This is a genomic window from Nocardiopsis sp. NPDC055879 (assembly GCF_053615935.1).
This window is the reverse complement of the sequence record NZ_JBSHCT010000017.1, coordinates 130,828-144,934: the sequence shown is the minus strand read 5'-3', so window position 1 is coordinate 144,934 and position 14,107 is coordinate 130,828. Positions and strand designations below refer to the sequence as shown.

Here is a 14,107-nt window from a genome sequence, read left to right as displayed (position 1 = left end):
GTCCGATCCAGGTCCGAGGTGTCGAGGATTCGGCGAGAATGTCGTACCAGCGCCCTAGGGTCGGGGCATGTATCTGGACGCCATCGCCTTCGAAGCCGAAGACCCATCGACCCTGGCCCGATTCTGGTCCCGTGCTTTGGCGGCCCCGGCGCTCGATCGCGGGCCGCTCGGTGTCGAGATCGCCACACCCGTGGTGCCCCTGCTCCTGGTTCCGACCGGGCCCTCCCCCTCCGACCGCGACGGGGATCGGATCACCCGAATCCACTTCGACCTCGACGGTGGCCCCGACCACCACGCCCACGCCGAACGGCTGGTGTCGCTGGGTGCGGAGCGCAGGGACGTCGGGCAGGGCGACGTCCCCTGGGAGGTGCTCGCCGACGTGGAGGGCAACCTGTTCTGTGTCATGCCCGGCCGCCGGTACGAGAACGTGGGCCCGGTCCTGGGTTCGCTGCCGGTGGACAGCGCCCGGCCCGAGGTCGACCGGGCCTTTTGGGCCGATCTCGTCGGTTGGTCCCCGGTCGACGAACAGGGGCCGGGACTGCGTCACCCCGGCGGCGGCGGGTTCGTGCTGCAGTACTGCGACGAACTCGCGCCCAAACCACCGGGCGTGCGCAACACGGTGACCCCGATCCTGCGCCCTGACCCGGACGAGGCCTATGCCCACACCCGGCTCACCGACCTGGGAGCGCGCCCGGTGGAATCGGACCCGGGTTCGCCCTGGCGGGTGTGGGCCGACCCCTCCGGCAACGAGTTCCGGCTGCCGGTGCGCTGACCTCGATCAGTCGTCCTCCTCGTGATGGTCGAGGTTGGTGATGCCCCGACGCCAGTAGCCGTCCACCTCGCTGGTCTCGTTGCGCACGAAGCCGCGCTCCTTGAGCAGCCGGCGGATGGGCTTGAGGGTGGTGGCCTCACCCGCTGCGTAGACGAACCCGTCGCCCTCGGGCAGCTCCAATGCCCTGAACGCCTCGAACAGCAGCTCGGTGGTGCCGGGCTCGGCCTCGCCCCGGTGCAGCCAGGTGATGCGGGCATCGTCGGGGGCCTGCAGCTTCTGTTCCTCGGCTGCGTCGACGACCTCGAAGAACGCGAACACCTTGGCGTCGGCGGGCAGGTCCTCCACGTATCGGGCGGCGGCCGGCAAAGCGGTCTCGTCGACCAGGAGCACGTGGTAGTCGAACTCGCCGGTGATGTAGGCGGTGCCGCGCGGGCCGAGCACACCGAGCTTGTGGCCGGGTTCGGCGTTGATCGCCCACCGCCCGGCCGGACCGTGGTCGTGGGCGACGAAGTCGACGCTCAGGCGTCCGGCCTCGGTGTCCAGGTAACGGACGGTGTAGTCGCGGAAGATCACCCCGTCGGCACGGAAGTTGAGGCAGCGGTCGTCCTCGACGATGGGCAGCACGTGCTCGCCCTCCTCGTTGGGGAACCACAGCTTGACGTGGTCGGCGAAGTGGTCGCTGCGCAGGCCCTCGATGTCGGAGCCCTCCAGATGGATCCGGATCATGCGCGGGGTGACGCGTTCGACCTCGGCCACCTCCAGGACGCGTGGCTTGAGCGGGTACATGTCGATACGGCGTTCGTGGGTCACTTGCTCTCCTCGTGGTTCGGGACTTCGTCGAGGTCGTGGGGGTGGGGCGGCGCACGCGGCCACCACGAAGGCGGGGGCCTTCCCGGTGTGGGTCGTGTTCCGTCCGAGGCCTGCCAGAACCCTGAAACATTTCTGAGGTTAGCCTTACCTTAACGTAGGCGTGTGCGCGAGGTTCGCCCTCCGGCCGCCCGAACCCGGGTCCGACCGGTCGGCAAGGGTGTCCTAACCTGGTGGAGGCCGCCCCCACAGCACGTCGCGCCTTGCCACGAACCCGAGGAACCACCTTGAACTTCAATTCCCTGTCCGCCCTGACCTTCCGCGTGGTGGCCGTATTCGAGGCCTTCACCTGGGTCGGACTCCTGATCGGCATGTACTTCAAGTACCTGGGCAACGGCAGCGAGCTCGGCGTACAGATCTTCGGCCCGCTGCACGGCGGGGCCTTCGTGGCGTACGGGCTGGTCGCCCTGGTGGCCGCCTACCGACTCCGGTGGGGCATCCGGCCGACCCTGGTGGCACTGGCCGCGTCGGTTCCTCCGTTGGGCACGCTCCTCGCGGACTGGTGGCTGCACCGGACCGGGCGTCTGACCCCCGAGCCCGCCAAGGACGACCGAACGCCCGAACCGGTGGCCTGACCCCACCGCTCGAAACGAACCCCCGAACGGGTCACGATTCCCTTCGTGACCCGTTCTTGTCGTTCGCGCCGAACACAGGGATCTCATCGGTCACTTCAGCCACAGGAGACCACTCCTCTACCGCAGAATGATCTTCCTGAGAAGGGGTGTAAAAGGTTTACCAACTGACCGGTAACGGACAACAGAAACTTTCATTGACCCCTTTGCGTGCGGACGGGGATCCGTGTTCAGTTGTGACCGGCAAGTAACCTCCCCGATCCGAGAAGGGCTCCCCCGCTATGTGTCAGCAAGATGGACCCGCACGTCGCACGGTCCTGCAGGGAGCGGCCGTCGCCTCCGGCGCCGCCCTCGTCGCAGGTGCCGGCGTGGCCACCGCGAACGCCGACACCCGGGCCGCCGCGGCCGAACCGGCGATGTACTTCCGCGCCGACTGGAACGCCCGACCCCCGTCGAGCCCCGTCCAGGTCCTGGCGGCCCCTCCCACCCACGTGGTCGTCCACCACACCGCGACCCCCAACAGCACCGACTACTCCGAGGCCCACGCCCTGGCGCTGTCCAGGTCGATCCAGAACTACCACATGGACTCCCAGGGCTGGATCGACGCGGGCCAGCAGTTCACCATCAGCCGTGGCGGTCACCTGATGGAGGGTCGCAACCTCGCCGTCGTGGCCGTCCGCGAGGGCACCCACTGCGTGGGCACCCACGTCGCCGACCACAACGGCACCACCGTGGGCATCGAGAACGAGGGCACCTACATGGAGGAGGGCCCCACCCAGGAGCTCACCGACAGGCTCATCGAGACCCTCGCCTGGCTGTGCGGCGCCTACGGCCTCGACCCGCAGCAGGCCATCGTGGGGCACCGCGACTTCAACTCCACCGCCTGCCCGGGCGACCGGCTCTACGCGATGCTGCCCGAGCTGCGCAACGCGGTGAGCGGTCTGATGGTCGCCCAGGGCATGGAGTTCGGTACCGCCGACGTGGCGGCCGAGGACCGTCCCACCTACCCGCCGGTCCCCGAGGACGAGCCCCGGCGCGAGTTCTTCCACGGCCCCGGTCGCGGAGCCGACGACTTCACCCGCTGACCACCCGATACGACGACTCCCCGCTCGTCGTCGACTGACAGGGGGCGGCGCCACCGGAGAGGCGCCGCCCCTTCCTCGTGCCCGAATCCGGCACCTCGTTTTCGTCGGAGGGCGCCGTTAGTCTCGGAGCGCTCGACGAACTTGGAGGGGGAACCGGGGATGGCGTTGACGGAACCGATGGAGGAGTTCGCGTCCACCGAGGGAACGGTGCGTTGGCGGGCGACCGGATCGGGAGAACCCGTGGTGCTGCTGCACGGCACCCCGTTCTCGTCCTACGTGTGGAGGGAGGTCGCCGGTGCCCTGTCCGACCGGTACCGGGTCCACACCTGGGACATGCCCGGGTACGGCGCCTCGGAGAAACGCGCCGGCCAGCGGGTCTCCCTGGCCGCGCAGGGACGGGTGTTCACCGAACTGCTCGCCCACTGGGGGCTGGAGCGGCCCCGTGTGGTGGCGCACGACTTCGGCGGGGCGGTGGCCCTGCGCGCCCACCTGTTGCACCACGCCTCCTACTCCCGGCTGGCCCTGGTCTCCCCGGTGGCGCTGGCCCCATGGGGATCGCCGTTCTTCCGCCTGGTGGGCGAGAACACCGAGGTGTTCGAGCAGCTGCCGCCGGCCCTGCACCGGGCCCTGGTCACCGAGTACGTGAGTTCGGCGAGCGCCGTCGGGCTGCGACCGGACGTGCTTCGAGCCCTGGTGGACCCCTGGACGGGCGCCGAGGGCCAGCCCGCGTTCTACAGACAGATCCAGCAGGCCGACCAGGCGCACACCGACGAGATCCAGGGCTCCTACCCCGAACTGGACCTGCCGGTGCTGCTGGCCTGGGGTGAGCAGGACACCTGGATCCCACCGGAGCGCGACCGCGAACTCGCACGGCTGATCCCGGGCGTGGTCACCCACCCCATCGACGGCGCCGGCCACCTGGTCCAATTGGACGCTCCCGCCCGACTCACCGCCGCCCTGCTCGACTTCCTCCGGGAGTGACCGACCCACGTCCGCCGGAGCCGGATACCGGTGGGGCGGGTGTGCAATGGTGTGCGGTGAGCGGCGCGCCACGCGCCGCGAACCGGCCACCACGGACGACAGGAGCTCACATGTCCCAACGAGTGCAAGGTGTCATCTCACGCGCCAAGGGGGCGCCGGTGGAACTCACCACCATCGTCGTCCCGGACCCCGGACCGGGCGAAGCGGTGGTGCGGATCCAGGCCTGTGGGGTCTGCCACACCGACCTGCACTACCGGGAGGGCGGAATCAACGACGAGTTCCCCTTCCTGCTCGGCCACGAGGCCGCCGGAACGGTGGAGTCGGTGGGCGAGGACGTCACCGGCCTCGAACCGGGCGACTACGTGATCCTGAACTGGCGGGCGGTGTGCGGGAAGTGTCGGGCGTGCGCCCGGGGCCGCCACCAGTACTGCTTCGACACCCACAACGCCACGCAGAAGATGACCCTGGAGGACGGTACCGAGCTCTCCCCCGCGTTGGGCATCGGCGCGTTCGCGGAGAAGACCCTGGTGGCCGCGGGCCAGTGCACCAAGGTCGACCCGGCCGCTTCGGCGGCCGCGGCGGGTCTGCTCGGCTGCGGGGTCATGGCCGGGATCGGCGCGGCCGTCAACACCGGCGGGGTCACCCGCGGCGACTCGGTGGCGGTCATCGGCTGCGGTGGGGTGGGCAGTGCCGCCGTGGCCGGGGCCCGCCTGGCCGGGGCGAACCGGATCATCGCCGTGGACCTGGAGGACCGAAAGCTGGACTGGGCGCGCGGCTTCGGCGCCACCCACACCGTCAACGCCTCCCGGACCGACCCGGTCGAGGCGATCCGGGAACTCACCGGCGGGTTCGGTGCGGACGTGGTGATCGACGCCGTCGGCAACCCCAAGACCTACGAGCAGGCGTTCTACGCCCGTGACCTGGCGGGCACCGTGGTGTTGGTGGGGGTGCCCACCCCGGAGATGAGACTGGAACTGCCGCTGTTGGACGTGTTCGGTCGCGGCGGGGCGCTCAAGTCGTCCTGGTACGGGGACTGTCTGCCCTCCCGTGACTTCCCGATGCTCATCGACCTCTACACCCAGGGCAGACTGGACCTGGACGGATTCGTCACCGAGGAGATCGGTATCGGTGACATCGAAGAGGCCTTCGCCCGCATGGAGCGCGGCGACGTACTGCGATCGGTGGTGCGACTGTGAGTGACGCGCGAGTGGAACACCTGACCACGTCCGGGGTCTTCACCCTGGACGGCGGCTCCTGGGAGGTGGACAACAACGTCTGGTTGATCGGTGACGACGAGGAGGTCGTGGTCATCGACGCCCCGCACGACGCCGACGCCATCGTCGGGGCGGTGAACGGACGCCGGGTGGTGGCGGTGGTGTGCACGCACGGCCACAACGACCACGTCAACGCCGCGCCCGCGCTGGCCGACATGGTGGACGCGCCCATCCTGCTGCACCCCGACGACCGGGTGTTGTGGGACATGACCCACCCCGACCGCGCCCCGGACGGGGAACTGTCCGATGGCCAGGTGGTGAAGGTGGCCGGCACCGAACTGCGGGTCGTCCACACCCCGGGGCACGCGCCGGGCGCGGTGTGCCTGTACGCGCCGGAGGCGGGCGTGCTGTTCAGCGGGGACACCCTGTTCCAGGGCGGACCGGGGGCGACGGGTCGGTCCTACTCGGACTTCCCGACCATCGTGGCCTCCATCCGGGACCGTTTGCTGTCCCTGCCGGAGGAGACCGTGGTCAACACCGGTCATGGTGACTCCACCACGATCGGCGCCGAGGCCCCGCACCTGCAGGAGTGGATCGACCGGGGGAACTGAGTCCCGGTCCGGCGTCCCCGGAGCCCCGCACCCGTTCCATCCGGGCGCGGGGCTCCCGTGCTCCCCTTGCGTTCGGTCCCCTTGCCCTCAGGTTCCGGACGAGCGCTCGGTACAGACCTCGTCCGACACGGCGATCTCGTCGACGCCGAGCACCGCGATGACGATGAAGCAGTACTCCTGGGCCGGTTCCAGGGCGTTGACCCGGACGGAGGCGGCCCCCGGTTCGGCGTCGGCGACGTTGCCCGGGTCCTGTCCGGCCACACCACCGATGACCTGATGGGGCGCCTCCACACCGGTGTTGTCGGTCCACGAAACCACCACCGTGTGGCCCTGGTCCGCCAATTCGACGTCCGTGGGGCGGGCCTCCTCGACCCGGCCGGCCGCAGGCGCCGGTGGGTCTTGGGCCTCGGACGGTGGTGCCCCGCTCTCGGGGGTCGCCCGGGTCTCGGTCGGGCTCTCCCGCACCCGTTCGACCAGCGTGTCGCCGGCGTCGGGGCGCAGAACGGCCACGGCTCCCAGCCCGAGGGCGAGGACCACGACCGCCGCGACCGTGATCATGACGGCCAGTGGGCGTCCCACCGATGGGGTGCCCGGTGACCCCGACCGGAGTGGTTCGGGGGGCCGCGGTGGTGTCGGAGCCTCGGCGCGCTCTTCGCCGCCTTCGGGTGTCTCCGGGGCCGATCGTCGTTCCTCTGACGCGGGGACCGGCGGGTTCGCTCCACCACTCCAGCCGGGGAGGGCGGCCCAGGCCACGTCGGGGTTCTGCCGAAGGAACTCATCGAAACCGGCGGGCTCGGGGTCGGCGGGCACCTCGTCATCGTGGTCCTGCGCCGCCAAGGCCTCGGCGAACGCGGACGCGTCGGGATACCGTTCGTCCGGTTCCCGGGCCACGGCGCGTTCCAGGACGGAGCGCAGTCCGGCCGACAGGTCGGCACGGGGCAGGCGTGGTGGATCGGAGGCCAACACCTTGTCGCGGTAGGCGAAGGGGTCGAGGGCGGGGTCGGGCCCCTGCGCGAAGGGCGGGTGTCCGGCCAGAAGCGTCCACAACGTGGTCCCGAGTCGATGGACGTCCGAGGCCGGTCCGCCCGGTTCTCCCCGCAGGATCTCCGGCGGGGTGTGGGCGATCGTCATCGGATCGGGGGCCACCGGTTCGGGTCGTTCCCCGATGGGCAGGACGCCTCCGGCGTCGGTGAGGGTCGCCCCGCCCGGGGTGCGCAGCAGGTTGGCCGGTTCCACCCCGTGGTGGAGCAGGCCGCGTTCGTGTAGTGCCCGCAAGGTGCCCGCGACCGAACGGGCCACCGCCAGCACCTCCGCCAGGGGCAGCGGACCACGGTCGGCGAGGGCCGCGGCGTAGTCGCCCTCCGGGTGGTGCTCCAACACGGCGAACGCGCGCCCGGACGAGGTCTCACCGGTCCCGGTCACCCGGATCATGCCCGGCAGGTCCGAGAGCCCACGTGCCCGCTCGACCTCGGCCCGGCCGTGCTCGTCACGGACGACCTTGAGCACCACCGTGATGTCGTCACCATCGCGTCCGGCCAGGTAGAGGGTGGAGGACACGCCGCGGTAGAGGATCTGTGGGGAGTGGTACCCGGGGGCGAGTCTGTCGTCGGATCCGCTCGTGCTCATCGGTGTCCTCTCCGCGTGTGCGCCCCATGGCCCCGATCCCGCCACAGCAGCGGCCGGGGGTCGAACCACCAGGTCAGTCTCTTGAGGCGGGGACGGGTCGCCCGCAGGCTCCGCAGGTGGGTGCGCACGGTGGTCGCGGCGCCACGGGCGACCGCCTCGTCCACGTCCCGTCCGACGCCGAAACCGACGCTGTTGACGGCTTGGGCGAGCCGATCGAGCCCGGGGGCGTGGGCCGAAACGGGCACCCGGTCTCGGGCGGCGGCCACGGTCGCGCTGACCGTGCTTCCGGGCGACAGCGGCACCGACGCCTGGCGCAGACCGTCGAGGAGTTCGCGCCAGGCGCCCAGGACGCGGGCGGTCGGTGGGCCGGACGCCAGACGGAGCCGGGCGCGCGCCATCCGTCCGAGTGGGATCGACAGGAGCAGCGCGAGGAGGCAGCCGCTCACGGTCAGGCCGATGGTCCACCCGCGGCGGTCGGGTTCGTCTCGTCTCGGCGCGGTGATGGCGTGGTCGTCGGAGGCCGAACCCTCGTAGTCCTCGGCCTCGGTGTCCTCGGAGTCTTGGACGTCCTGTTCCGCGGTGTCCTCGGTGCCGTGTTCGTCCTGCCCGCCGGGGGTGACGGCGAAGGGCACCCAACCGACCCCGTCGAAGTACACCTCGCCCCAGGCCACGGCGTCACCGGTACGGACCTCGTACTCCCCGCCGCCCTGGTCGGTGCCGGGCGCGAAGCCGACGGCGACCCGGCTGGGCAGTCCGGCGGCGCGGGCGAGCATGGCGAAGGCGCTGGAGAACTGCTCCGACGTGCCCCCGCCGCCCTGCCCTCCGGGGGCGGCCAGGAGTGCGTCGATGTGGGCGTAGCTGTGGCCACCCGGGGTGTGGGGGTCGAAGGAGTGGGACTCGCGCAGGTAGCGGGCCAGGGCGGTGGCGCGTTGGTAGTAGGAGCCTTCGGCCGCCACCGAGGCGACCACGTCGTTGAGGATGGCGGGGGCGCCCGGTGGAAGTTCCCGGTAGACGTCGTAGATGTCACCGGCGGGCGGGGAGGCCCGGGTCAGGTCCGTCGATTCCCAGTCCGCGACCTCCCCGACGACCTCGTAGTCCTGCTCGGCGATGGGTCCGTCCATGGTGGCGACGGTGCCCGTACGGGCGTCGTATCCGGGGTCGTCGAGTCCGACCCGTCGGGGGACTCCGATGACCGGGGCCCAGGCACCGGGCAGATCCTTTCCCACCCGCACGTGCCCGGAGACGGGGGTGGCCCCGGGCGGAGGCGGCACCGGCGCGGGAAGGACGCTGTCGGCCTTGCGGTACCCGGACTCGGGCAACCAGGTGGTCCCGGTGAAGTCGGCGAGGGCGACCCAGCGCAGCTCCACCGGCCGGTCCGACTCGACGGTGAGCAGGTACTCGTCGGGTTCTGTGGCCCAACCCGCCAGGTATCCCAGGGGGTTGAGGGCCCGCGAGGAGTCCATGGGCGGGGTGAGGACGGTGCGCGGGTCGCCGGGTTCGGTCTCCCACCCGGCGAGCAGGCGGGGCCCGCCGACCACCGCGATGGTGGCGGTGAGGACGCAGATGGATCCGACGACCACGGCCCGGCGAAGCCTTGACGGGACCGAGGGACGCGCGTCCACCTGGATGCTCAGCGCGGCCGATCCCGTGGGGCCGGCCGTCCCGGGTCCCGAACGCAGGGACATGACCAGGACCGCGGCCACCCCGGTCAGAGCGATCGCGGGGAAGCCCGGTGGGGCCACGGGCCCGTTGATGATCACGGCGCCGACGAGGAGCAGCAGGCCCGGCATCAGGACGATCCCTCGGCGTCCGGCGCGCCAGGCCAGGGCGGTGGCGGCACCGGTCAGCCAGGTGGCCAGCAGCGGCAGGGTGAGGGTGTCGACGCTGAGCGGTGTGGGCGCGGTGCTGGTGAGGATGCGCGCCCCCGAGTGCAGGAGCGCTTCACCCGCGCCCCGAAACGCCCCCTCCCCCTCACCCGGAATCCACACCGCGCACACCGGCACGGCGAGCAGGGGCACCGGCACGCCCAGGAGCACCGTCCGAAGCGCGCTGAACCGGGAACGCAGGACCAGGGTGAGCACGACGGAGACGATCGCGCAGGCGACCAGGATCGCGCCGACCTGCCAAGGGGAGGCGTAGGAGGGCGCCAGGGCGACACCGCCCGCGGTCGTGGCGAGGATCGGTCCGACGTGGGCGAGCGGGGTTCGTGGCGAGGACGAGGGGAACCACGACCGTCGCACCGGTGCGGTGGGGGCGGGGGTCGTCACCGTGGCCATGGTGCCTCGTTCCAACGGTCGGCGAACGACACGGCGTCGCCGGCGGTGATGAGTGTGACGGAGGCCGGCGCGGCCGGGCGTTCACGCCCGCCCAGGGCCACCGCGTACAACCCGGGGTAGCGGTCCCCGAGCTGCGCGAAGAGGCCGAGGTCGGCCGCGTCCAGGTGGCCACTGACCAGGATGGCGGTGTCGCCCTCGCCGTGGGTTCGGGCCAGGTGGAGGGCGTCGGCCAGGTTCGCGTCGGGGTCGGGTGCGGCCTCGGCCAACAGGTCGAGCAGGGGCGGCAGACCACCGCCGCTGTCCCTGCCGCGCCCGCCGACCAACCGGAGTTCGCAGTGCAGGGCGGCGCGCACCCCGGTGGCCAGGAGGGAGGCCGCGGCTCCGGCGACCTCGTCCATTCGGTCGACGCCGTCCGGTGCGGGGCGGTCGTCGACGAGAAGGCACAGTCGGGCCTGGGAGGTGTCGACGTATTCGCGGACCACGAGCCGGTCCAGGCGTGCCGAGCTGCGCCAGTGGACGTGGCGCAGGTCGTCTCCGGGTGCGTAGTCGCGCAGGGTGTGGAAGGTGAGGGTCCCGGACCGGGCCCCGTCGACCTCACCGTCGGGGTCGGCCACGTCGCCGACCGGGATGGCCCGCAGGTACCGCCACGGAGGATGCACCCACACTCGGTCCACGGCGCCCTGGGATCGGCCGCTCGCGGCAAGGCCCAAGGGGTCGGAACGTCCCGCCCACAACGGACCGAGTTCGATCATTCCGCGGCGGAGGGGTTGGACCCAGTAGTCCGAACCACCGGTGCCGCCCCCGGACAGGGGCGCCAGGGGGACGTCGTGTTCACCGTCGGGACCCAGGACCCGTTCGGCGATCCGCACGGATCGACGTCCGATGTTGCGGGCCTCCATCCTTACCCGCACCGACCGGCCGGGGATGGTACGGGTTCCGGTCGGCAGGGATCGGCGCACCGTCACGTCGGCCACACGGCCCACGGTCAGTGCGGCCGCGACCACGGTGATGAGGGCGAGCCCGCCGAGCAGGGCGAGTTCCTGGTACTGGGAGAGGATGCCCAAGGTCAGTAGCAGCGCCCCCACGGCCGCCACCGACCACCCCCTTGTGGTCGGCATCAGCGGTTCGCCGTCGCCCCCGGTCCGCCCGGCTGTGGGGCCGGGGTCGCGTCGAGGATCTCGTTGAGCACGTCGACGCCGGTGCGACCGCCGACCGAGGCCTCGGGTGAGAGCACCAGGCGATGCGCCCAGACGGGGCGGGCCAGGGTCTGGACGTCCTCCGGGGTGACGTAGGGACGACCGCTGGTGAGGGCGAGCATGCGCATCGTGTCGGCCATGGCGACCGTGGCCCGGGTTGACAGCCCCACGCTCAAGGCGTCGTGTCCGCGCGTGGCGTGCGCCAGACGCAGGACGTACTCGTAGACCGTGTCGTCCACATGGGCCCTGCGGGCGGCGGCGCGCGAGCGGGCGATCCTCTCGGCGTCGGTGTGCGCGGTCAGGGACTCCGGTGCGACGAGACGGTCGCCGCGGATGATGGCGAGTTCGGCGGCGGGGTCCGCGTATCCGACGGTGAGTCTCATCAGGAAGCGGTCCAGCTGGGCCTCCGGCAACCGGTAGGTGCCCGACATCTCCACCGGGTTCTGGGTGGCGACCACCAGGAAGGGCGCGTCCACGCGGTGTCGGTGCCCGTCGACCGTGACCGCGCCCTCCTCCATGACCTCCAACAGCGCGGACTGCGTCTTGGGTGAGGCCCGGTTGATCTCGTCCGCCACGACGACGTTGGCGAAGATCGGTCCCTGATGGAACTCGAACTCCCGGGTGGCCTGGTTGAAGACGGTGACGCCGGTCACGTCGGAGGGCAGCAGGTCCGGGGTGAACTGGATCCGACGCCACCGGCCCTCGACCCCGGCGGCCAGGGCCCGAGCCAGGGTGGTCTTGCCGGTGCCGGGGACGTCCTCCAGCAGGATGTGCCCCTCACAGAGCAGCGCGACCAGGGCGAGCCGGACCACCTCGGTCTTGCCGAGCAGGGCGGTCCCCACGGAGGAGACCATGGAGTCGAACGCGTCCGCTTCGAGAGCCGCTTCGTCCGCGGAGAGGGGCTCGGCGGGACCTTGGAGGTTCACTGATGTCTTTCGATGTTCGTGGGTGGACGATCAGGGGTTCTGATCGGTTCCCTGGGCATCCCTCTCCTGTGGGGTCAGGGGGGTCAGGGGGTTCTGGGTCTGGTCCTGACGGCGTTCCTCGTTGAGGTCGCGTTGGGTCTGGAAGGCGCCGAACACCACGAGTGCCGCGGCGACCAGGGCGGCCAGGATCAGACCGACGATCACCGAGGGCCACACGCGTTGTCGGGTGCGCCAGTAGCGGCTGGACCCGTACAGTATGGCCGCGCGCAACTGTCGACGGCGCAGGGCGTCGGCCTGGAGGACGTAGCGCTCGCTGTCGGGCGTGCTCTGGAAGGCCTCGGGGAGCCGTGCGGGGGGCGGCGGAACCGGTGCCCCCGGTTCCGCCGCCGTCGCCTTGGGTGGGTGGGACATGTGTGTCCGGGACCGTGCCGCGGTCAGTCGAACAGGTCGTCGAGGTAGCGCTTGGTGGTCTGGTAACCGTCCACGGCGCCGTCCACCGCGTCGACCATCTTCGAGAAGCCGCGGTTGGTCATGTCGAAGGCGTTGTTGAACTCGGCGGCGCGGGCCTGGAACTTCTCGTCGCCGCCCTCCCACTTGGTGACGAGGTCCTTGGCCTGCCCGTCGATCTCCTGCATGATCGACCGGAAGTAGCCCAGGTACTGGCGTTGGTCGATGTTCAGCTCGGTGAGCTGGTCGATGTCGCCACCGACCTCGTATCGGTTCAGGCTCATGTGGTGGTCTCGCTCTCTGGTGCGCTGAGGCCCGGCCGCTGCGAAGAGCCGGGCGCGAGGGGCCCGCTCAGTTGATCGGCTTCATGAAGGAGAGCTCGTTCTGAGCCCGGGCGAAGTCTTCCTCGCTGTCGAGGTCGGTCGAGTTGACGCGTTCCTGACCGAGGTTGAGGTTGACGCCGTACTTGTCGCACCAGGCGAGCAGGGAGTTGAACCCGGTCACCAGTTCGCTCTGGCCTTCCCGGTAGGCCCTGAGAGCACCGCCCTGGAGCGCCTGCCCGTCCTGTTCCAGCGCGCCCAGCAACGACTGCAGGCGTTCCCTGAGCCCCTGGCTCTCCTCGTCGAGACGCGACCCACCTCGGGAAAGGGAGGTGGTCTCCTCTGTTCCGATCCTCTGACTCATCTACCGGTCCTTTCCTCACCGACCCCCCTGAACTGCGTTCATCGCCGGTTCAGGGGCGTTCCCACTCCGTGGAGTTCCGGGAGGTCGCCCGGTTCGGTTGTGAAACCACTCGAAAAGGGAAGGTAGTGAACCTTCGAGCCCTCTGTCAACGCGATTGGAATCGCGCCGAGCACCGTCCGATGCCCTGCGCCCCAGGGCATCCGGATGACCGTGGGTTATCCCCCAAGGCGTGACCGCCATCACCACCGCCCGGGAGGAACCCACTGGAAGGTGTCGGAGGAATTCCCTAGTCTCATAGGGCTCGTGCCCCGTGGCACCAGCCGGCCCCTCGTGCTCCCGGGTCCCCTGGCCGTACCGGTACATCCAGCGAAGCGGAAATGAGGAGGGTCGGCCATGGGCGAAGCGTCGATGATCGCGGGCAACACCGGTGAGGGGGCCTCTGGCGGGCGCGACAGCGAGCGGACGCACGAACTCCTGGCCGGGGTCTCCAAGGCCTTCGAGACCGCGATGGACGCCCTGGACGAGGAGTCGGTCGAGGCGAAGATCAACGGCGCCTTCGCCACCTACTTCGCCGACCACAAGGGCCCGGTGGAGAAGGTCGAGAGCAACGGGATCACCATCTCCAGGAACATCGTCTCCGCCGCCGGACTCATCGAACGGACCGATGGAGAGGCCGAGGGGGAGCAACGCGCCGCCATCCCGTACCTGAACCCGCGGCTCACCTCCCCGAACCAGGCGCCCCCGGGCATCGCCGCCCCGGCGTCCGACGGCCCGGTCGGTCCCGTCGCGCCCACCCACCTCCGGCTCGACGTGAACCGCTAGGTCCGGGTGTTCCCGCCCCCTCGACCAC

15 protein-coding genes are annotated in these 14,107 nt (G+C 70.9%); 7 read left to right on the top strand and 8 right to left on the bottom strand.

The window, feature by feature from the left end; translation table 11 throughout:
• Positions 1-67 precede the first annotated feature (67 nt).
• A complete protein-coding gene (locus ACWGKS_RS20920; protein WP_358509025.1) occupies positions 68-772 on the top strand; it encodes a VOC family protein in 705 nt (234 codons plus the stop codon).
• A 6-nt stretch (positions 773-778) separates the two neighbouring features.
• Here the strand turns inward: ACWGKS_RS20920 and ACWGKS_RS20915 are convergent, their stop codons facing one another.
• Complete coding sequence (locus ACWGKS_RS20915) at positions 779-1,582, bottom strand: siderophore-interacting protein (protein ID WP_358509027.1); 804 nt, start codon at positions 1,580-1,582, stop codon at positions 779-781.
• A gap of 284 nt (positions 1,583-1,866) precedes the next feature.
• On the opposite strand from ACWGKS_RS20915, the gene ACWGKS_RS20910 reads away from it, so the two are divergent.
• The 5 genes from ACWGKS_RS20910 (at position 1,867) to ACWGKS_RS20890 (ending at position 6,102) form a co-directional block, all read left to right on the top strand.
• Positions 1,867-2,214 (top strand): DUF3817 domain-containing protein, encoded by a 348-nt coding sequence (locus ACWGKS_RS20910; RefSeq protein WP_358509029.1) that lies wholly within the window; start codon positions 1,867-1,869, stop codon positions 2,212-2,214.
• 278 nt (positions 2,215-2,492) lie between these two features.
• Positions 2,493-3,296 (top strand): peptidoglycan recognition protein family protein, encoded by an 804-nt coding sequence (locus ACWGKS_RS20905; RefSeq protein WP_358509031.1) that lies wholly within the window; start codon positions 2,493-2,495, stop codon positions 3,294-3,296.
• 159 nt (positions 3,297-3,455) lie between these two features.
• Positions 3,456-4,277 (top strand): alpha/beta fold hydrolase, encoded by an 822-nt coding sequence (locus ACWGKS_RS20900; RefSeq protein ID WP_358509033.1) that lies wholly within the window; start codon positions 3,456-3,458, stop codon positions 4,275-4,277.
• A gap of 110 nt (positions 4,278-4,387) precedes the next feature.
• Positions 4,388-5,473 (top strand): S-(hydroxymethyl)mycothiol dehydrogenase, encoded by a 1,086-nt coding sequence (locus ACWGKS_RS20895; protein WP_358509035.1) that lies wholly within the window; start codon positions 4,388-4,390, stop codon positions 5,471-5,473.
• Positions 5,470-6,102, top strand: a complete 633-nt coding sequence (locus ACWGKS_RS20890) for an MBL fold metallo-hydrolase (protein WP_358509037.1) — start codon at positions 5,470-5,472, stop codon at positions 6,100-6,102. The genes ACWGKS_RS20895 and ACWGKS_RS20890 overlap by 4 nt, the downstream gene beginning before the upstream one ends.
• A gap of 87 nt (positions 6,103-6,189) precedes the next feature.
• Here the strand turns inward: ACWGKS_RS20890 and ACWGKS_RS20885 are convergent, their stop codons facing one another.
• The 7 genes from ACWGKS_RS20885 to ACWGKS_RS20855 all read right to left on the bottom strand — a co-directional run bounded on the left by ACWGKS_RS20885 (position 6,190) and on the right by ACWGKS_RS20855 (position 13,257).
• Positions 6,190-7,728 (bottom strand): serine/threonine protein kinase, encoded by a 1,539-nt coding sequence (locus tag ACWGKS_RS20885; protein WP_358509039.1) that lies wholly within the window; start codon positions 7,726-7,728, stop codon positions 6,190-6,192.
• A complete protein-coding gene (locus ACWGKS_RS20880) occupies positions 7,725-10,004 on the bottom strand; it encodes a DUF3488 and transglutaminase-like domain-containing protein (protein ID WP_358509041.1) in 2,280 nt (759 codons plus the stop codon). The genes ACWGKS_RS20885 and ACWGKS_RS20880 overlap by 4 nt, the downstream gene beginning before the upstream one ends.
• Positions 9,992-11,122 carry a DUF58 domain-containing protein gene (locus tag ACWGKS_RS20875; RefSeq protein WP_358509042.1) on the bottom strand — a complete coding sequence of 377 codons (1,131 nt, stop codon included), beginning with the start codon at positions 11,120-11,122 and terminating at the stop codon, positions 9,992-9,994. The genes ACWGKS_RS20880 and ACWGKS_RS20875 overlap by 13 nt, the downstream gene beginning before the upstream one ends.
• A complete protein-coding gene (locus ACWGKS_RS20870) occupies positions 11,122-12,054 on the bottom strand; it encodes an AAA family ATPase (protein ID WP_452523602.1) in 933 nt (310 codons plus the stop codon). Before ACWGKS_RS20870 ends, ACWGKS_RS20875 begins: the two co-directional genes overlap by 1 nt.
• A 102-nt stretch (positions 12,055-12,156) precedes the next feature.
• On the bottom strand, positions 12,157-12,537 hold the full coding sequence (locus ACWGKS_RS20865) for an ABC transporter permease (protein WP_358509046.1): 381 nt from the start codon (positions 12,535-12,537) through the stop codon (positions 12,157-12,159).
• A 23-nt stretch (positions 12,538-12,560) separates the two neighbouring features.
• On the bottom strand, positions 12,561-12,857 hold the full coding sequence (locus ACWGKS_RS20860; RefSeq protein WP_358509048.1) for a WXG100 family type VII secretion target: 297 nt from the start codon (positions 12,855-12,857) through the stop codon (positions 12,561-12,563).
• 67 nt (positions 12,858-12,924) lie between these two features.
• Positions 12,925-13,257, bottom strand: coding sequence for a hypothetical protein (locus ACWGKS_RS20855; RefSeq protein WP_358509050.1), 333 nt, complete (start codon positions 13,255-13,257; stop codon positions 12,925-12,927).
• Between the two features lie 393 nt (positions 13,258-13,650).
• Between ACWGKS_RS20855 and ACWGKS_RS20850 the strand changes: the two genes are divergently transcribed.
• The gene (locus ACWGKS_RS20850) at positions 13,651-14,079 is read left to right on the top strand and encodes a hypothetical protein (protein ID WP_358509052.1); all 429 of its coding nucleotides are present in this window, start codon (positions 13,651-13,653) and stop codon (positions 14,077-14,079) included.
• Positions 14,080-14,107 lie beyond the last annotated feature (28 nt).